Here is an 18,843-nt window from a genome sequence, read left to right as displayed (position 1 = left end):
CCACGGCGGTTTTTTTGAGCAGGTCGCTTGAGCAAAGAGACCCGTCAAAAAACGGCCCCAATCCACTGGGGGAAAGGGACCGTCTTGAACCTTCTTACACTTCCTTGTCGTCCAGAACGGAGAACTCGGCAGGATTCAGGTCTGGCTGGGACGCTGCGTCGCCTTCGTAAAAGCGGGCGGGCGTCAGTGCCTTGCGGTTCACACGCAGGTCAAACACGTCAAAACGGTTGTAGTGACCAGTGATGTCGTGCATTTGACGCGGCTGGATGCAGCGCGACAGATCGATGTCGGCGTAGGCAATGCCTTCCTTGTCGATCAGTGCTTCGCCCTGAACGCGGCCATCGGGGCCAATAATGCCCGAGAACGCGCTGTTGGGACGAGCCAGCAGATCACGTGCTTCAGGATGGCTGGCCGACATGGCTTCGATGATTTCCTCGGAAACCGTCGAGCAAGCCACAACCGTAAACACCTTACCTTCAAAGCAGTGAGCAGCAGCACGCAGGCGAATCGCTTCAGCCATGTCGTAGTCTTTCGGTGCCACGGGCAAGGCGATGTAGCTGGCAACGTGTACCAGTTCACCTTGCGACAAAAGGCTGAAACGAGCCAGCGTGTTGGTGTTTTCACCGCAAGCCAAGGCACCCAGAGGGCCAATAGTGGTGTCATGCACGCGCATCGAGGACGCATCGCCGTTGGCCCAGGTCAGCTTTTCAGCCCAGGTGGGAACCAGTTTGCGGTGACGGCCCAGAATGCGACCGTCAGCGCCGATGGTGACCAGCGTGTTGTAAATGGTGCCGATGCCAACGGGACTGCGCTCGTTCACACCCAACACCACGTTGACCTTGCGCTGGCGACAAACCTGCGCAACCTTCTGGATCTCGGGACCGGGCACTTCGATGGCCGATTTGCACAGGCGCTCGAACCACGGGCTACCGTCGATCGGGTTCATCACCCAGCTCCAGTAGGGGTAGCCAGATACAAACACTTCGGGGAAGGCGATCAGCTCGGCACCGTTATCGGCCGCTTCGTTGATCAGGCGACATACTTTTTCAATAGTCGCATTCGTATCCAGGAACACGGGCGCTGCCTGAACGGCGGCGGCCTTGAACTGACGCAATTCCAGCATCATGCTCTCCTTTACTTAGTTTTGGGGGGTGACGTCCACGATGGGGTGGCGCAGTTCGCCAATGCCTTCAACCACAGCGTGCACTACGTCACCAGGCCACATCCACTCTTGAGGATCACGGCCAGCGCCCACGCCTTCTGGGGTACCGGTAGCGATGATGTCACCGGGTTCCAGCGTGATGCCGGCGCTGATGTCAGCGATCAGGTCGTTCACGTTGAACAGCATGTGCTTGGTGTTGGAGCTTTGCTTGGTCACACCGTTCAGAGTCAGGCTCAGGTTCAGGTTGTGCGGGTCGGTCAGCTCGTCAGCGGTCACGATCACGGGGCCGAAAGGAGCGTAGGTGTCCTGGCCTTTGGAGTAGATCCACTGACCGGCACGACGGCAGTCGCGGGCGCTCACGTCGATCATGACGGAGTAACCGAACACGTACTTCAGGGCGTCTTCTTTGGCCACGCGCTGAGCACGGGTGCCCATGATCACGGCCAGTTCAACTTCCCAGTCCATTTGCTGAGTGATGTTCTTGTTGTGCTCGATGGCATCGCCAGGGCCAACCACGGTGGTTGGTGGCTTGGAGAAAATCACGGGCTGCTTGGGCAGCTCTTTGGAGGTGTCCAGAGTACGGCTGGATTCGGCCACGTGTTCCACGTAGTTCAGGCCGATACCAAAGATGTTCTTGCGTGGGCGTGGGATAGGAGCCAACAGCTTGACGTTGGCCAGAGGCAGCGCCACACCAAAAGGCATATCGTCGGCGTAGGTTTCCAGCAAGCGAGCCGTGGAAGTCACAGCGGCTGGGCCCAGGTCGATGAAATCGAGCATATTGTCAGGCAGCATGTGGCCTGTGGCGTCGCCCAGGTAACCCAGGTCAACCACCAGATCGCCCACAATGGCACCCAAGCGGCCAGCGGCAGCAACTTCACTACGGTACGTTACAAGACGCATTTCTATCTCCAGATTGGGCCATCTTGTGCAGATGGCTTGAATAAATCGGGTCGGCCCGCCTTGGCAGGCCGTCCAAATAAGTTAAACAAGTAGTCTTACAGCAGGACCTGATGGCCGCCGTTCTCTGCCAGCGCTTCTTCGCGGTACAGATTCAGGGCACGCATCACGGGCAGGTCATGGAACGAGAACAGGCAAGCGTCCTCGGACGAAGAACCGTTCACGTGCTCGTGGAACATCCAGGATGGTACGCAGAAAATGTCGCGTTCGCGCCAGTCAAAGCGTTTGCCATTGATGATGGAATAGCCTTCACCCTTGGCGCATTGGTAAATGATGCTGCCGGTGTGACGGTGGGCCTTGGTGTGCTCGCCAGGGCGCAGCATTTGCATGCTGGCACCAATGGTGGCCATGACAGGGCCGCCGGTCAGCGGGTTGATGTAGTCCATGATGACGCCATCAAAGGGGCTGCCGTCCGTAACCTTGGCGTAGGCCGACAAGGCTTCGTAGGTGGGCTCCCACTCGTACTTGAGCAGGGGCGAGTACGGTTTTTGCCAGTCGTGCAAGGTGGGCTTCAGACCACGACCACCCCAGATACCCACCGCGTCGTTGACGGGGTGCGTAATGGCCTGGGTCAGATCCGGGTGAACCGCGTAGAAACCGGCTTCCAGGGCGTTGACCAGCGGAATGTCCAGACCGTCTTGCCAGATGCAAGGCAGGCCGTCAGCTTCCACACCGTGCTCGTGCCAGCAACCGTTAGGCGTCAGCACGAAGTCGTTGGCGCCCAAGGTCATCTTGTGGCCGTCCACGATGGTGTAGGCACCGCGGCCTTCCATGATGAAACGCAGGGCCGAGGAGGAGTGCGCATGTGCGGAAGCCGCTTCACCCGGTTTCATGACCTGCAAACCGGAGTACAGCCAGCCCACCGCCGCCGAAACTTCCTGGCGACCGGGGTTGTTCAGGTAAATCACACGACGACCGGCCTTTTCAGGGCTGACCAGATCCACCGAACGCAACACGTAATCGCGCAGGTCGCGGTAGCGCCAGACCACAGGCACGGATTCGGACTTGGGCTCCCAGGGCTCGATCTTGTTGGCCACGGTCCACAGGGCACCGGCCTCAAACTGAGTCAAATCCTGGTAGTACTTCACCAATTCGGGCGTGTCCTCAACATCTGCACGACCGAGCACGCTTTCGCGGTGGGTGTCAAAACGTTCTTCCGACATGATGCTGTCTCCTTTCGTGTTTTATGACTTGGCAGGGCCGTCCTGGGCCACTGGCGCACGTTTGATTTGGCGCTGCAACCAGTCCTTGCCCCATTCGTACTGAACGGGCCAGGCCAGGTCGGTGTAACCCAGCTCCGCAGCCTGACGTTGTGGCCAGTTCGCGTCGGCCAGAAAGCCTCGCGACAGGGCGCACAGGTCAGCACGGCCTGCAGCAATAATGCTGTTGGCGTGATCCGCTTCCATGATCGAACCCACCGCCATGGTGGCGATACCGGCTTCGTTACGGATACGGTCGGAGAATGGCGTCTGGTACATGCGGCCGTAAATTGGCTGCTGCTCCAGCACCACTTCACCCGAGGACACGTCGATCAGATCGGCACCGGCTTGCTTGAACAGGCGGGCAATTTCCACACCGTCGTCCGCCGTGTTGCCACCTTCGGCCCAGTCTGTTGCCGAGATACGCACCATGATGGGCTTGTTCTCTGGCCAGACGGCACGGATAGCGGCAAACACTTCCAGCGGGTAAGCCATGCGATTTTCCAGACTACCACCAAATTCATCACTACGCTGATTAGTCAGCGGCGAGATGAAGCTGGACAAGAGGTAACCGTGGGCGGCTTGCAATTCGATGCAGTCAAAGCCAGCCTGGTCAGCGCGCTTGGCGGCGGCCACAAAGGCGTCACGAATTTCGTCCATCTGGGCACGGGTGATCTCGGCAGGCACGGCAGTGACGCCAGCCTGGTAAGGCAGGGCGGAAGCCGACACCAAAGGCCAGTTGCCTTCAGCCAGCGGCTGATTGGCTTTTTCCCAACCCAGCTGCGTCGAACCGCGACGGCCAGCGTGGCCCAGTTGCACACCGATCTTGGCACCCTGTTCGTGGGCGAAAGCCACCACAGGTTTCCAGGCATTGGCCTGCTCGTCGTTCCACAGACCGGTACAACCGGGAGTGACACGACCTTCAGGCGTCACGGCCGTCATTTCAGCCATGATCAGGCCAGCGCCACCCATGGCGCGGCTGCCGTAATGCACCTGGTGCGTCGCACCGGGCATGCCGTCCTTGGCGCTGTACATCAGCGTGGGCGAGAGCACGACACGGTTCTTCAACTGCATGTCGCGCAGCTTGAAGGGCGTGAACATGGGCGAGGGGGCCTTTTCACCGTCGGCCAGCTTCATGCCAGCTTCGGTCGCCATCCAGCGCTCGTATTTTTCCAGCCAGGCCGCGTCACGCATACGCATGTTCTCGTGCGAGATGCGCTGCGAACGGGTCAGCATGGAGTAGGTGAACTGCTCGGGCTTCATATTGGCGTAACGGGCCACGTTCTCGAACCATTCGGTCGAGTTGCGGGCGGCGTTCTGAATGCGCAATACGTCCACGCTACGAGCGGCTTCGTAATCTTTCAGGGCCTCTTCCATGGACTCGTGGTCCATGTGCTGGGCCAGCGTAATGGCATCTTCCAGGGCCAGCTTGGTGCCGGAACCGATGGAGAAGTGAGCGGTGTGAGCGGCATCGCCCATCAGCACCACAGGAACCTTCTTGCCGGTGCCGTAATCTTGCCAGTGCACCCACTTGTTGCAGATAACGCGTGGGAAGCGGATCCAGATGGCCGAACCGCGCAGGTGAGTCGCGTTACTGATCAGCTTGTTGCCATCCAGGTGGTCGGCAAACAGCTTCTCGCAGTAGGCAATGGCCTCTTCCTGCGACATTTCGCCAATACCGGCTTTCTGCCAGGTCTCTTCAGGCGTTTCCACGATGAACGTGGACAGGCCATCCTGGAAGCGGTAGGCGTGAGCCTGGAACCAGCCGTGCTCGGTTTCAACAAAAATGAAGTTGAAGGCGTCGAACACTTTTTCCGTACCCAGCCACACAAAGCGGCAGTTACGGGTGTCGATATCGGGCTGGAACACGTCTTCGTAGCGGGTACGAATGGCGCTGTTGATGCCGTCAGAAGCAATCAGGATATCGGCGTTGTACTTGCGGGCCAGTTCAGCTTCGTCCGTGACCACGGTCTCGAACACCAGCTTGACGCCCACTTCTTCACAGCGAGCCTGCAGGATGTTCAGCAATTTCTTGCGACCAATCCCGATAAAGCCATGACCGCTGGAGCGCACGGCGCTACCCTTGAAATGGCACTCAATGTCGTCCCAGTGGTTGAACGCGTCACCGATGGTCTGCGCGGACACAGGGTCAGCTTCACGCAGGTTTTCCATGGTCGCGTCCGAGAACACCACACCCCAGCCAAAGGTGTCGTACGGTCGGTTGCGCTCGATGACAAAAACCTCGTTCTGAGGGTTTTGCAACTTCATCAGCAAACCGAAATACAAGCCGGCTGGGCCTCCGCCAATACATACGATATTCATGATATGTCCGTATGGTCTGAATACATGCTTCTGAGCATAGTATATTTATTAATAAATATTATACAAGTCAACTATTTAAATCAAAAAAAATACCTGACCTGCACACTGCCTGCTACTACTTCAAACTAGATCAAGCCTTGCTGCTTTCTGGCTGGGCAATCACATACTCTTGCATGGGGTTGCGCAGGAAATCAGGGATAGGAATACCCAGGTGCGTCTCCAGCGAGGTGGTCACCACGGTCTGGCGCACTTGCATACGCAACACACCGTCTTTACCGATGCAGCGCAACAGCAGCTTCAAGGAGCTATTGCCAATGCGTTCCACACCCAGGCTCATCACCACATCATCACCCATACGGCTGATGGACTTGAACTCGGCTTCGATATGCACCGAGGGCATGCCCACCCGTTTGCTGGCGATCATGTTGTGAAAACCCTCGGGGGTCATGGAGTCGATCCATGCTTCCATCAGGTCGTTAAACATCACAAAGTACTGCGGATAAAAAACGATACCCGCTGGATCGCATTCCGAAAAACGGATGCGATGTTCTTGTTCGTACAGCTTGGAAACCATGTTGTAGACACCTTTTTAGCAAGTGTTTTGTGCGCCTGTTCGTGACGCTATCCGCATCCTGCCTGGTTTACAGGCCTGGCAGGATGCACCTTATGCTAGCCAGCAGCGCTTTGCAGATGGACCCGCAACAGGCCCAGATGCTGATGGATGTGCACGACCTCTTCCGTGCCCAGACCTTCAAACATTTCCGCAATCCAGTCGCTGTGGGCCTGGGCCATCGCCTCGAAACTGCTCTTGCCCTTGGGGGTGAGACGCAACACCCAAGCACGTCGGTCGGTGGGGCTGCTCTGGCGAGACACCATGCCCTCGCGGGCCAGCTCGTCAGTCAGTCCGGTAATATTGCCGCCGGTTACCATCAGATAGCGCGACAATTCGCCCATCTTCAGGCCCTGCGGGTAACGATACAGCTGGGCCATATAGTCGAAACGGGCCAGCGAAATATCAAAATTCTGGCGCAAGCGGCGACGGATTTCGTCTTCGATCTGCTTGGTGCAGGTCAGCATGCGCAACCACAATTTCAGGCTGGCGGGGTCCTTTGGACCGACGCGGCCTTCAAAGCCGGCATCAGCCGGTTCTACCAAAAATTCGAGTGCTGCTTCGCTTTGATTCATATTGTTTTTCCCCCAAGCTTTGGCTAATTCAGTTTGACCAACAGGCGGGATATTCTTGCTTGAACAAGTGGCCAAGTAGACACGGGATGTCTGGCTTTCAGGGCCTTGGTCGCAGTGCCAATCCGAATTTATATTCTACTATGAATATTTTAGAAATAAAGTATTTGGCGGGATAAAAACGCTTCCTCAAGGGTTTTCACCAAGGCCGCCCGAAAGCGGCCCGGTGTTGCCCTTACACCAGTGCGTACTGGCGCAGTGCAGCCTCCAGCTTGACGCCGTGCTCGTCGGCCAAAGCCGCATCGCGCAAGGCACCCAAAATGGCAGGTGACAGGGTGCTGGGGTTGCGCTCCAGAGCCGACATCACGGTCTGGTAGTTACGCAAGCCACGGGCATGGGTATCGCCATACCCTTTGACCAGACGCTGGCACTGGGCAATTTCCAGAGCCAGGGCCGGATGGGCATCGGCAGCCTGTTCAATCTGCTTCAGCCAGCCCTCAATACGCTGCTGCTCAGCCTGGTAGCGCAACGTACGACGACGCCAGCGCTTGAAGCCCGAGAGCAGGTACAAGGGAATGAAGCCGCGCACCGAGCTGGTTTGAATCACACGACCGGATTTGGTCTGGGATTTCACCAGCTTGTTGCCCCAGGTAGGACGCATCAACCAACGGCCTACGCTGGCAAACGGCAGGATTTCGCTGATTTCTTCCACACGGGGGTGCATGTATTCATTGATCGCCACGATCTGGCCGTCGGCAGCGCGCACTTCTTTATGCACACGGTCAAAACGGCTCGAGCGGGTTTTCAGTTCAGCCACGCGAATGGCGTCCTCGTAAGACATCCACAGCGCCAGGTAGCGGCCGGTTTCGCGGATCAGGGCCACATCGTCAGGGCGGGCAAACTGGCTGATCTTTTTCAGGCGGTCCAGGTACAGATTGGCGTAGGCCACGTCCTGGAAGTCCAGAACACGACGCACACCTTCCACCACGATAGGCTGGGCCTGCGCGGGTACTTCGGCACGGACGCGGTCAATCAGCTTGGCCACCGCAGGATCGCGGGGGGCCAGCGTCGCCATATCAACCGGCTTGTTTTCCGAATCGGCTTTACCTGCATCACCTTCCGCAACACGGGCGTAAGCGGCACCAAAAGCCTTCAAGCTGGGCTTGACGCCCACACCACCGCGCTCGATGGTCTGTTCAAACTGCGAACGGCTAAAGGGCAGCACGCCGGTGCTGGCCAATGCGCCAAACAGCACGGCGGAAATCACGCTGCCCGAATCCTCGGCCGCTTTTTCCATATTGAAGTACACAAAACGCTTGGCAGCCTGGGTTGCGTGCGCAATCAGGGCGTTGTCGTCCACACGGCCATCGCCCATGGCCGATTTTTCGGCAATGGAATAGACACGGTGGGTGGAAGCGATCAGCGTGGTGCGGTCCTCTGTCACCAGGCCACGTTGTACGGCGCGACCGGCTTCCATGAGTTCGGAAGCCAGCACCACGTCCACGTCACCGGGCATGGGCATCAGAGCCAGCACAGGCTTTTTGCCATCCACGGCGGCCGAGTGCGGGAACAGTTCCACGTAGTAAATCGTGGCGCCGGTACGCTGGGCCACGCCCGGCACCGAGGTGGTCTGTGCAAAGTAGCCGTTTTGTTCGCCCAGGTTGACGATCCAGTCGGCCAACACGCCGCCGCCTTCGCCACCCATGGCCAAAATAGCAATCTTGATTGGTTTGATCTGCATGATAAAAATCTCTACGGGTGTGCTTAGAAGGCCAGACGTTCACGACGGGCAGCGTCACGACGCTGCAACCAGCCGATAAAGCTACGGCGGGTTTTTTCGCGGAACTTGTCCCAGCCAGTCGGGTTGCTGACTACTTGTGCACGGTAGAAAGACGGGCACAGAATCGCCGCGTGGGAAACCTCACCACACAGACCGCAACCCACACAACTGTTCATCACGTTCGCCACCGGATCCTGACGCAGAGCGTCCGGATTGGGGCGAATCGACAGCGAAGGGCAACCGGACAAGCGGATGCAGGAGTGATCGCCGGTACACGTATCCGGATCCACACCAAAACGCTCGCGCACTACGCGTTCGCCCGCCGCCACGGCTTTACGCACCTGGCCTTTCTCGCGGCGCTGACGGTTCAACATACATTCGCTTTGCGCCACCAGCACCTTGGGACCTTTTTCCTTGGTCGTCAGGGCTTCACGCAGGGTTGCCGTCATGGTCTTCAAGTCGTAGGTGCGACGTATCATGCGCAGCCATTCCACACCGACGCCACGCGCGGCTTTCTCGATCAGGTGACCGGTACTGCGCGTTTCGTTCTTGGCCTTGGAGGACAGAATGTCCTGACCGCCCGTAGCCGCGGTGTAGCTGTTGTCGATCACAATGGTCAGGTTGTCGCTGCGGTTGAACACGGCGTTGGCAATACCACTGGTCAAACCGTTGTGCCAGAAACCGCCGTCACCCATGACCGAGATGGCACGCTTGTCCGAATCCACGTTCAAGGCGGCCGAACCGGCGCCACCCAGGCCATAACCCATGGTGGTGTTGCCCAGGTTGAAGGGCGGCAGAATGGAGAACAGGTGACAGCCAATGTCGGCCGACACGTGGTGCTCGCCCAGCTCGCGCTCCACCAGCTTCAAAGCGGTAAAGATAGGACGCTCGGGACAGCCGGTACAAAACCCTGGCGGACGGGCGTGAACGTTCTCGTCCAGGCTGCCCAAGGGTTTGACTTCAGCCGCTTCCACTTCCACCAGGCTGGCCTGCTCAGCTTTGGGACGCTCCACGGTCTCGACTTTCATCGGGATCACGCGTGGTTTGCGGGCTGGCAGGGGCTCGATGCGCTCGTATTTTTCCATGAAGGCACGCAGGCCTTTCAACATGGTGGCGGTGTTGTACTCACCGGCCAGAGGCAACAGATCCTTGCCGTGCAAGGTCACGTCCACATTGTGACGACGCACGATGTCGGAGATGTTCTGTTCAACAAAGTTGGGCTGACCTTCTTCCAGCACCAGCACCGCACGCTTGCCTTCACAGAAGCGGACGATTTCAGATTCGATCAACGGGTAAGCCACGTTCATCACGTACATCGGCACTTTGGATTCGCCGAACACGTCGGCCATATCCAGGTGTTCCAGAGCACGGATCACGGTGTTGTAGCCACCGCCCTGAACGATCAGACCGACGTCATCGGTGCCATCAGCAAAGAATTCATTCAACTGACGCTCTTCGATGAACTTGACGGCATTAGGCCAGCGCTGTTCGATCTTTTCTTTTTCGTGCAGGAAACTGGCGGGCGGCAACACGATACGGTTGATATCGCGTGTGGGCTGCTCCATCGCTTCTTTGATGGTGAATTTGGCGCGGCGGTTATCCGAGGCCACAAACTGACCATGCACGTGACAGGCGCGAATACGCAGCTGCAGCATCACGGGGGTGTTGGACGCTTCGGACAGGTCAAAGCCGTCTTTTACCGCCTGCACGATACAGGGCAGGTTGGGACGGGGGTCCAGCATCCACATTTGCGATTTCATGGCAAAAGCGTGGCTGCGCTCCTGCATGATGGACGAGCCTTCGCCGTAGTCTTCGCCCACAATAATCAACGCACCGCCCTTGACCCCGCCAGAGGCCAGGTTGGCCAGCGCGTCCGAGGCCACGTTGGTACCCACGGTTGCTTTAAAAGTGATGGCGCCACGCAGCGGGTAGTTAACCGACGCAGCCAGCGTTGCCGCCGCCGTTGCCTCGCTGGCACTGTTTTCAAAACGGATTCCGTTCTCTTGCAAGATGTCCTGGGCATCTGCCAGCACGTCCATCAAGTGCGAGATAGGCGCACCCTGGTAACCGGCCACGTAGGACACGCCCGATTCCAGCAGGGCCTTGGTCACCGCCAGGATGCCTTCGCCACTGAATACGTCTCCATCACCCAGGCGCAGCTTTTTGACTTCTTCGACAAACGATCGCTCAGCCATTTTTCTTTCCTTACTTACCGCTCATTGTGAACATGGTATTTATTTTCATCGGAATATGTTTATATCTCAACATATCCATTCTCATGGTTTTCCCTAGTAAAGTAGCTAAATTATTTGCGACACGCGAGCGGACAGCTTGGTTATAGTGAGCCCTGTTGCTGCCTTGCGGCACCCATTAGCCTGTAATGACAATAAGCACCATGAGCCCCACCGAACACGACACCGTCTTTGTCGAAAACTACCTGCCCGCCTTGTTGGCCCAGGCAAGCCAGCTGATCTCTGCCGAATTCCATGAAGTGGTGCTAAGCAACGGTTTGTCCATTTCCGAATGGCGTGTGCTGTCCACCCTGTCCGGCGCGGGCGAAGTGAGCATCGGCCATCTGGCTCGCATTGCCACCACCAAGCAACCCACCGTCACGCGCTTGCTCGATCGCCTGGAAAAGCAAGGTTTGCTGCGCCGCGTGGCCCACGATGTGGACCGTCGCATCACCTTGGTACGCATCACCGAAGAAGGCCAGACGCTGATCTCCGGCCTGATTGCCAAGGCCCGCCTGCACGAGCAGGAAGTGGTGCAGCGCCTGCAACCGCTGGATGTCGGCGCCCTCAAAACCACCTTGCGGCGTCTGATCTCCGAGCAGCACGACTACAACGATCAGTAAAACGCAGCCCGCCCGGCCACACTATCGGTTCTAACCCTGCATAGCGCGGGCTTGGCGTTCTGAACCTGGTCTGTAGCGACTTCCAGATTCAAGAGACACCACACACGCCTCACCTGAACGGGGCGTGTGTGGTGTTTTTTTATCCTTTCCAACCTTGAGGATTCACAGAGCCATAACCGTCAGCAGCCAGGCTACTGATCAGATGTATGGCTCTGCCAGATAGCCCATTACTCAGGCTGAATGCCCAGGGTAGGGATCAGCTCGGAATAGACCTTGGAGTCGTTCTGCACGCGCTCCAGCGTCTGGGCCGGGGTGGTGAAGAACTGGGCCAGACCACGGCTCTTGAAGGCAGCCTGCATTTCGGGGGTCTTCAGGGCAGCATCCACCTTTTCCTGAATTTCTTTCACGGTGTCATCCGGCGTGGTGCCGGGGGCAAACAGCGCAAAAGTCGTCGTCGGAATGCTGTTGGCATGGCCACCTGCTTCCTGCACCGTCGGCACATTTGGCAGCAGTTCAGTACGCTTGTCAGCGCCTACCGCCAAGACTCGCACCTTGCCGCCATCTACGTGCTGGGATGCCAGAATGCCACCGACCAGCATGGCATCTGTCTCACCGCCCAGAATGGCGTTTGTCGCCGGGGCCATGCCCTTGTAAGGGATGTAGGTGAAGTTCACCCCTTCTTCACGGGCCAGCAAGCCCATACCCAGGTGCGTGACGTGTCCACGGCCACCGGTGCCCACATTGGTATCACCATTGGCTTTCTTGGCCTGGGCGATGAATTCCTTGTAGTCCTTGGCCGGGAAATCATTACGCACCAGCAGATACAGGTTCACGCCAGCGACTGTGGTGACCGGCTTCAGGTCCTTTTCCCATTTGTAGGGCAGGTTGCTGTAAAGCAGCGGGTTGGTCGATACCGCCAGGCTATCGACCATCAGCAGGGCCGAGCCGTCCCCCTTGGCTTTGGCGATATTGTCAGTACCGATAATGGCGTTGGCGCCCGGACGGTTTTCAATCACAAAGACCTTGCCGGTGGCCTTGTTCAGATGCACACCCAGATCGCGGGCCAGAATGTCAGGCTCGGTGCCGGGTGGGTAGGGGACCACAATACGCACCTGGTCCGTAGTCGGCCAGGCGGCTTGAGCCATCATCGGGGCCAAAGCACCCACACCTGCCAACAACAGGGCCAGCGTCGTATTTTTAAGCTGCTTCATTGTCCACTCCTTATCGTTATTGATTGCGGCCCGCCACCGACTGGTAGCCCCCCGCAGCGCATTTACCATCGTCCAATCAAGATATTCATCATGCGCTCGTGCGCATTGGTACGATCCTCTACCGCAGCCCAGCTCTCGCTGGCACGCCCTTTCAGGGTGTCATGCCAGTCCAGCAGGCCTTCTTTCATCCGCCGACAAACCGCTGCATACGCCGGATCTGCGCCCAGGTCGTGCAGCTCGTCAGGGTCTTGCTTCAAGTCGAATAATTGTGGCCGATAGCCTTGCCAATGTATGTATTTATAGTCGCTATCGCGCAGCATCAGGCCACGACATTCATCCACGCCACGGCCCAGAATCTGGCGGGCTTCCCGATAGGCGTAATCCAGGCTGGCCACGGTGTACTCACGCGCCCAATCGGACTGGCCGTGCAACAGGGGAATCAGCGAGCGGCCTTCCACCCGGTGTTCCTGGGCGGGCAGGTGCAAGGCATCCAGAATCGTAGGGGTGACATCCACGCACTCGACAAAAGCTTCACTGCTTTGACCACGTGTGACATTCGCTGAAGTCCGTGGATCAACCACGATCAGTGGAACGCGTATGGCGTTTTCAAAGAAATACTCTTTCTCGCCCAGCCAGTGATCGCCCAGCAAATCGCCGTGATCAGAACTGAAAATAATCAGGGTGTCTTTCAGGCGGTCTTGCTGTTCCAGCATGTCCAGCAAACGGCCGACTTCATCATCGATCTGTTGAACCAGGCCCATATAGACAGGCTTGATCGTGCGCCAGACCTCGTCCTGGGCAAAGGACAGGGACTCTTCATGCTGCTGATAGGCCGCATGCACGGGGTGTGCATTCTGGCGCTCGTGCTCTGCACGCAAGGGCGTACAGGCGTCTTCCGCGCCAAAGCGGTCGTGGTAAGGCGCTGGCGCTTTATAAGGCCAGTGCGGTTTGATGAAAGACAGATGCAAGGCCCAGGGCTCTTCGCCTTTGGCCGTGATGAAATCCATGGCCCGCTGGGTGAAGTAGGCGGTTTCAGAGTCCTGCGCCTGTACCCGTGCTGGCAGGCTGGCATTACGCATGTACCAACCGGAGGCAAACTGACCCTGGGCATCCTGGCTGCCAATCACATAGTCTTCCCAGGGACGCTCGCTGTCGTAACCCTGAGCCTGCAAATACTGGCGGTATTCACTATCCGGGCCCATTTCAAAGTGACCGTCATAGCGTTCAATCGCCGTAAAGCCGCCTTGCCAGAAGCGCTCGGCCGCCTCGGGCTGAACCTGGAAGCGTCGGGCATTGGCCCCGGCCGGGTCCGGCACGTGATGGGTCTTGCCCAGCAGATGGCACTCTCGCCCGGACTGGGCCAGATAATCGCCCAGATACAGCTCGTCGATGGGGTGGGGAACGCGATTCCAGGTGACCCGGTGCGACAAGGGATAGCGGCCGGTGTAATACGAGGCCCGCGACGGGCCACAGACGGCAGAGTTCACATAGGCACGATCAAAGCGTACACCCATGGCGGCCAGACGATCCAGATTGGGGGTCTTTAATGCGCCCCCAGGGGCATAACAGGACAGGTGGTCTGCACGTAACTGGTCACACATGATGAACAGCACATTCTTGATCTCTAAAGACACCTGACTGGGCTGAGCCTGATCCATGTCCGCCTCAAAAAAAACCGGGTCCGGGCCCGCGTAGAACCCGACGCCACAAAAGGAGTAGGCCATGTGTAAGCAAATGCATAACAGACCCGCTTATGCCTCAGATTATTACCGCAGTCTGAGAATAATTTTTGAATAATCTGATGGTTTAGGTATAAACCAGTAGACTCGGCCAATGCCCGATGTTGCGCTCCACTGACACGCCGCAGCATGGTTAGAATAAAGAACCAACAACTCCGCTTCTACGAGGGCACATGAATAGTCTAAGACGCATGCTGCAAATTCTGGACTTGTACGGTGCAGACACTCCGGTTCTGGATGTGGAAACCATCTGCGCTCGCTTGAATTACCCTCCCGCGACAACCTATCGCTACCTGAAAGAGTTATGCACTAGCGGCCTGCTGATACGCAGTCCCGAAGGTTACGCGCCGGGGCCCCGGTTTATAGAAATGGATCTGCTGATCCGCGAATTTGATCCGCTGGTCAGCCGTTGCCGCCCCTTGCTGCGTTCGCTGGTCGAGCAGACCGGACTGGACGTCCTGATCGGCCAGCAATATGGCGAACGCATATTGACCACCCATCAGGAAACCGGGCCGGAGCGTTTCGAGCTGCTGTTTGGCCGGGGCCGCACCATGGATATGTTCCGCAGCTCCACAGCCCGTATCGTCACGGCTTATCTGCCCACCCGCCATCTGCGCCGCTTGTACGAGAAAAATCAGGAGATTGATTATGTACAGCGCCTGGGCAAGGAATGGCCGGTGTTTTCCGCCCATATGCAGGAACTGCGCCGTGCGGGCTATTGCATCACCAAAGAGCAGATCAATCCGGGCATAGGCGGTATTTCCGCGCCTATTTTTGATGATGCCAAACGTATCTTCGGCAGCCTGACCTTGTTGGGTACGCTGGAACGCTTTGAGGCGATCAGCCCCGAAGCGCTAGCCAGCCTGATCCAGCCCGCTGCACGCGCCGTTAGCCGCGCCCTGGCCCAAGTCTGAGGGCTGAGTGCCCCCAGGAACCAAGCCGCGCCTGATCAAGCATCAGTTCGCGGCTTTGTCTTGGCCTGTTTCCGCCCTTTCTTTTTCTCCGGCACCACCACTTTCACTGGCGGATGGTTCACCACCCCAAACGGAATATGCACGGACGGCAAGGTCTGCGCGGTGGGAATCAGGTGGGTGGTCTGGTCATCAAAGAAAATATGGGGCTGCAAAACCTCCAGCACCCGACGTTTTTCAATGCCACCCAGAAAGAAGGCCTCGTTCACCTCGATACCCCAACTGCGGATGGTATTGATGACACGCTCGTGAGCCGGCGCATTGCGTGCCGTCACAATCGCAATCCGCAGACGCGGCACATAGCTGGCATCCTGCTCCTGACGCAATTGCTCCACTTCCTGTATATGCGCCAACTTCAGCAAAAACGTCTGTAACAGGCCGGGATTATGCGGTTTTTGCACCAAACGCACTTCATGCTCGAAAAAGGCCGGCAAACCACCTTCCTGCTGATACACGCGCTCGGACTCGTCGTCCGCGATCACCCCGTCAAAGTCGAAAGCCACGCGAATGGGCTGGTCGTCATAAGCATCCTCGTAAGAAGAATTCAGAACCTGACCTGCGGGATAGCCTTGCTGCACCGCCCGATGCACGTCTTCCTGATTAGCCGACAGAAACAGGCTGATGGACAGCGGCTGGATGTAAGGGCTGGGGTCGCCCCCTTGCAGAAACACCGCCCGCGTAATGTCCAGATCATGATGGCGAATGGAATTCATCACCCGCAAACCTGTATTGGGATCATTACGGGACAGCAGCACGACCTCGACCAAGGGATCGTCGGGCGATAGATCATTCAGGGCCAGCAAGCGCCGAATGAAGGAAAAAGCCACGCCCGGCTTCAGGGGCTCATGCTCGCGCGCCAGCTGGTAATCACGATACGCTGCCTCACCTTGCTCCAGAAAGACCTGATGGGACTGGCTCAGATCAAACAAAGCGCTGGAAGCCAGCCCAATCACCAGCCGTTTCTCCAGGTCATACGCCATGCACACCGCTCCCCAAATCCGCAAAAAAAACCAGCATACCAAAACGCTAAGCCGGCACTGGTACTACCCAAGCAGAACAAAGCCTACTAAAGTGCAAACACCATCACCTTCGTGAAAGCTTGCCGCCATGCAACCCTCAAAAAGCTATACCCTTGTTCTGGGCAATCCCCATTATTCGTCCTGGTCCTTGCGCCCCTGGTTATTAATGAGCCACTTGGGCATAGACTTTGACGCACGCTGGTTCAATTTTGGCCCCTCCTTCAGCACCCTGGCTTTCCATGAAATGGCACCGGCGGGCCAAGTACCTGTGCTACACACCAATGGGCAGATCATTTGGGACAGTCTGGCTATTGCCGAATACCTGGCCGAACAGCATCCCGGCGTCTGGCCCATAGACCCCATTGCCCGCGCCTGGGCGCGCAGCGCCAGTGCAGAAATGCACGCCAACTTTTCCTCGCTACGGAATCTCTGCCCCTTTGCCGTCGCCCTGCGCGCCCACCACCATCAGCAGGACATGCGTCTGCAAGGCGAGCTGGAACGCCTGCAAACCATCTGGCAAGAAGGCTTGAGCCGTTTTGGCGGCCCTTTCCTGGCCGGAGAGCGCTTTAGTGCCGTCGATGCCTTTTACGCTCCCGTGGTATTTCGCCTGCAAACCTATGGTCTGAAACTGGACGAAGCCTGTCAGGACTACATGAATCGCATACTGGAATTGCCTGCCATGCAGCGCTGGCACCAGATGGCCTGTCAGGACACTTGGCGCGACCCGGACCACGAAGCCGAAATTGTGCGTGTGGCTGATATACATCTGGATTTACGCCAGCCAGCCTAGTGTCAGCGAATTGCCATGTCAGTGCAGACACGAAAGAGTATCCTTGATGGTCCCGAATGATTTCGCTGTCAAGGATTGCGCCGTATGGGCGATACGTACTTTCGCACTACAAACTACCATTTCACCGATCTGGACCCTCAGGCACAGGCCGCTTATGTAGACTCGCTGGCTGAACAAGCCCGGGCCAACAGCGCCTGTTTACGCTTCGATGTATTGCGCAAAGACCAGCCCCCAGGACAATGGGTGCTGCATGAAAGCTGGCGAGACTCCCAAAGCTGCAAGGACTTTCACGCCAGCACCCCCGCTCAGACCCTGCAAAAAGCACGGGTCGAACAGAACCTGAACCATCCAGCCCAGCAAAAGGCTGCTGACAAGCCTGCGGCTGCGCGCCCGGCGTGCAAGAAGAGCAAGTGGGACCCCTACGTGTGGATCAGTATCGCCATGTGTATCGGGGTGATGGGCACGGCCCTGGCCAGCCCGCTATACCCGCTGTATCAGGACCGCTGGGACCTGAACGCCAGTCACATTACCCAACTGTACGTGGCCTATATGGCCGCTGGTTTGACGGGCCTGCTGTTTCTGGGCCGCTTGAGCGACATGAAAGGCTTTATGCCCGTGCTGCGTACCGGCCTGATTCTGGTGACCAGCGGCGTCACCCTGTCCGCCTTTGCCTGGGATGTAGGCAGCTTTGTGTTCAGCCGCATCATGATCGGGATGGCCTCCAGCATGATTGTGACTTCAGCCTCCATCGGTCTGGGGCAATTTAACCGGGGCGGAGACGTGCAACGCGCTGCCGCTACCACCTCACTGATGCTGGCCTTTGGTTTTGGCCTGGGCCCGGTCGTAGGCGGCCTGATTGCACAGTGGGTGCCAAATCCACTGTTCTCCAGCTATATCCCCTCCATGGCCCTGGGTGTGCTGGCCATCTATGCCCTGTTTCAGATCAAGCCCATTGCCAGCAAACAGCCGGTACCGCAAAAGACCAACTGGCGTACCTGGATGCCGCGCCTGACACTGCCCGCCACCCATCTGCGCCGCCCCTATCTGATTGGCTGCTTGTCCGCCTGTTGCGCCTTTGCCATGTTCAGCCTGTTCGCCTCTCTGGCGCCCAGCTTCATGGCGCAAATGGTGCCTTGGCACGGCCCGGCCACCAGCGGCTTTTCCATCGGGATTATTCTGTTCCTGTCCTCGGGCTTCCAGCTGCTGATCCGCCGCTGGCCCGCCAAGCGCAGCGTCATCGTGGGCCTGCTGTCCTTTACCCTGGCCTGTATCGCCTTGCTGATCAATCTGTGGGCCAGTTCCTCGTTGTTATTCATCCTGTGCGTGCTGCTGACCGCCTTTGGCCACGGCCTGTGCATGTACGGCGGCATGTCTATCGTGCAGCGTGTCTCGCCACCGCATCAGCGTGCCGGTCTGACGTCTACCTACCTGATCACCGGCTATCTGGGTGCCATCCTGCCTATTTTGGGTCTGGGCTGGCTGGCCGACCATTTGGGTCTGGACCAGGGCCTGATGATCTTCTGCAGTCTGATCGCCACCGCCGCAATGACTGTTTCCATCATCGCCTATCTGACGCCGGTACTGCATAAACCGGCCTCTGCCTGAGCAGGCACCTTGGCAAGCCACAAGCTCTGGCTGTGGCTTGCTCGCCATGCGA

15 protein-coding genes are annotated in these 18,843 nt (G+C 57.9%); 4 read left to right on the top strand and 11 right to left on the bottom strand.

The window, feature by feature from the left end:
* Positions 1-94: 94 nt before the first annotated feature.
* From ACLPGZ_RS09825 to ACLPGZ_RS09790, 8 genes are all read right to left on the bottom strand, one after another.
* Positions 95-1,123, bottom strand: a complete 1,029-nt coding sequence (locus ACLPGZ_RS09825; RefSeq protein WP_042484948.1) for a carbon-nitrogen hydrolase family protein — start codon at positions 1,121-1,123, stop codon at positions 95-97.
* A gap of 15 nt (positions 1,124-1,138) precedes the next feature.
* Positions 1,139-2,062 (bottom strand): fumarylacetoacetate hydrolase family protein, encoded by a 924-nt coding sequence (locus tag ACLPGZ_RS09820; protein WP_009463820.1) that lies wholly within the window; start codon positions 2,060-2,062, stop codon positions 1,139-1,141.
* 95 nt (positions 2,063-2,157) lie between these two features.
* Positions 2,158-3,282, bottom strand: a complete 1,125-nt coding sequence (locus ACLPGZ_RS09815) for a cupin domain-containing protein (protein WP_083055160.1) — start codon at positions 3,280-3,282, stop codon at positions 2,158-2,160.
* Between the two features lie 21 nt (positions 3,283-3,303).
* Entirely contained in the window at positions 3,304-5,640 is a 2,337-nt protein-coding gene (locus tag ACLPGZ_RS09810) for a bifunctional salicylyl-CoA 5-hydroxylase/oxidoreductase (RefSeq protein WP_083055158.1), read from the bottom strand.
* Positions 5,641-5,770: 130 nt separating this feature from the next.
* A complete protein-coding gene (locus ACLPGZ_RS09805; protein WP_035269363.1) occupies positions 5,771-6,214 on the bottom strand; it encodes an acyl-CoA thioesterase in 444 nt (147 codons plus the stop codon).
* A 95-nt stretch (positions 6,215-6,309) separates the two neighbouring features.
* A complete protein-coding gene (locus ACLPGZ_RS09800; protein WP_009463824.1) occupies positions 6,310-6,825 on the bottom strand; it encodes a MarR family winged helix-turn-helix transcriptional regulator in 516 nt (171 codons plus the stop codon).
* 232 nt (positions 6,826-7,057) lie between these two features.
* Positions 7,058-8,563 (bottom strand): indolepyruvate oxidoreductase subunit beta family protein, encoded by a 1,506-nt coding sequence (locus ACLPGZ_RS09795; RefSeq protein WP_035269365.1) that lies wholly within the window; start codon positions 8,561-8,563, stop codon positions 7,058-7,060.
* A 23-nt stretch (positions 8,564-8,586) separates the two neighbouring features.
* Positions 8,587-10,797, bottom strand: a complete 2,211-nt coding sequence (locus ACLPGZ_RS09790; RefSeq protein WP_035269366.1) for a thiamine pyrophosphate-dependent enzyme — start codon at positions 10,795-10,797, stop codon at positions 8,587-8,589.
* Positions 10,798-10,997: 200 nt separating this feature from the next.
* Here ACLPGZ_RS09790 and ACLPGZ_RS09785 point away from each other — a divergent pair, with 200 nt between their 5' ends.
* Positions 10,998-11,456: a MarR family winged helix-turn-helix transcriptional regulator gene (locus tag ACLPGZ_RS09785; protein WP_009463827.1), complete on the top strand. Its 459-nt coding sequence runs from the start codon at positions 10,998-11,000 to the stop codon at positions 11,454-11,456.
* Positions 11,457-11,683: 227 nt separating this feature from the next.
* On the opposite strand, the gene ACLPGZ_RS09780 is transcribed toward ACLPGZ_RS09785, so the two are convergent.
* Together ACLPGZ_RS09780 and ACLPGZ_RS09775 are read right to left on the bottom strand one after the other, a co-directional pair.
* A complete protein-coding gene (locus tag ACLPGZ_RS09780) occupies positions 11,684-12,667 on the bottom strand; it encodes a Bug family tripartite tricarboxylate transporter substrate binding protein (RefSeq protein WP_009463828.1) in 984 nt (327 codons plus the stop codon).
* 62 nt (positions 12,668-12,729) lie between these two features.
* A complete protein-coding gene (locus ACLPGZ_RS09775) occupies positions 12,730-14,325 on the bottom strand; it encodes a sulfatase-like hydrolase/transferase (RefSeq protein WP_254003234.1) in 1,596 nt (531 codons plus the stop codon).
* 254 nt (positions 14,326-14,579) lie between these two features.
* Here ACLPGZ_RS09775 and ACLPGZ_RS09770 point away from each other — a divergent pair, with 254 nt between their 5' ends.
* Positions 14,580-15,320: an IclR family transcriptional regulator gene (locus tag ACLPGZ_RS09770; protein ID WP_035269374.1), complete on the top strand. Its 741-nt coding sequence runs from the start codon at positions 14,580-14,582 to the stop codon at positions 15,318-15,320.
* Between the two features lie 35 nt (positions 15,321-15,355).
* On the opposite strand, the gene ACLPGZ_RS09765 is transcribed toward ACLPGZ_RS09770, so the two are convergent.
* Positions 15,356-16,357 carry a 5'-nucleotidase gene (locus tag ACLPGZ_RS09765; protein WP_035269377.1) on the bottom strand — a complete coding sequence of 334 codons (1,002 nt, stop codon included), beginning with the start codon at positions 16,355-16,357 and terminating at the stop codon, positions 15,356-15,358.
* Positions 16,358-16,484: 127 nt separating this feature from the next.
* On the opposite strand from ACLPGZ_RS09765, the gene ACLPGZ_RS09760 reads away from it, so the two are divergent.
* Together ACLPGZ_RS09760 and ACLPGZ_RS09750 are read left to right on the top strand one after the other, a co-directional pair.
* Positions 16,485-17,186: a glutathione S-transferase gene (locus ACLPGZ_RS09760; RefSeq protein ID WP_035269379.1), complete on the top strand. Its 702-nt coding sequence runs from the start codon at positions 16,485-16,487 to the stop codon at positions 17,184-17,186.
* A gap of 84 nt (positions 17,187-17,270) precedes the next feature.
* Positions 17,271-18,791, top strand: a complete 1,521-nt coding sequence (locus tag ACLPGZ_RS09750) for an MFS transporter (protein WP_458574961.1) — start codon at positions 17,271-17,273, stop codon at positions 18,789-18,791.
* The last annotated feature ends 52 nt before the right edge of the window (positions 18,792-18,843 follow it).

It is taken from the genome of Alcaligenes sp. Me129, assembly GCF_050487245.1.
GTDB lineage: Bacteria > Pseudomonadota > Gammaproteobacteria > Burkholderiales > Burkholderiaceae_B > Alcaligenes > Alcaligenes phenolicus.
Note: the sequence above shows the minus strand (reverse complement) of the source record. Positions and strands in the feature narration are given on the sequence as shown.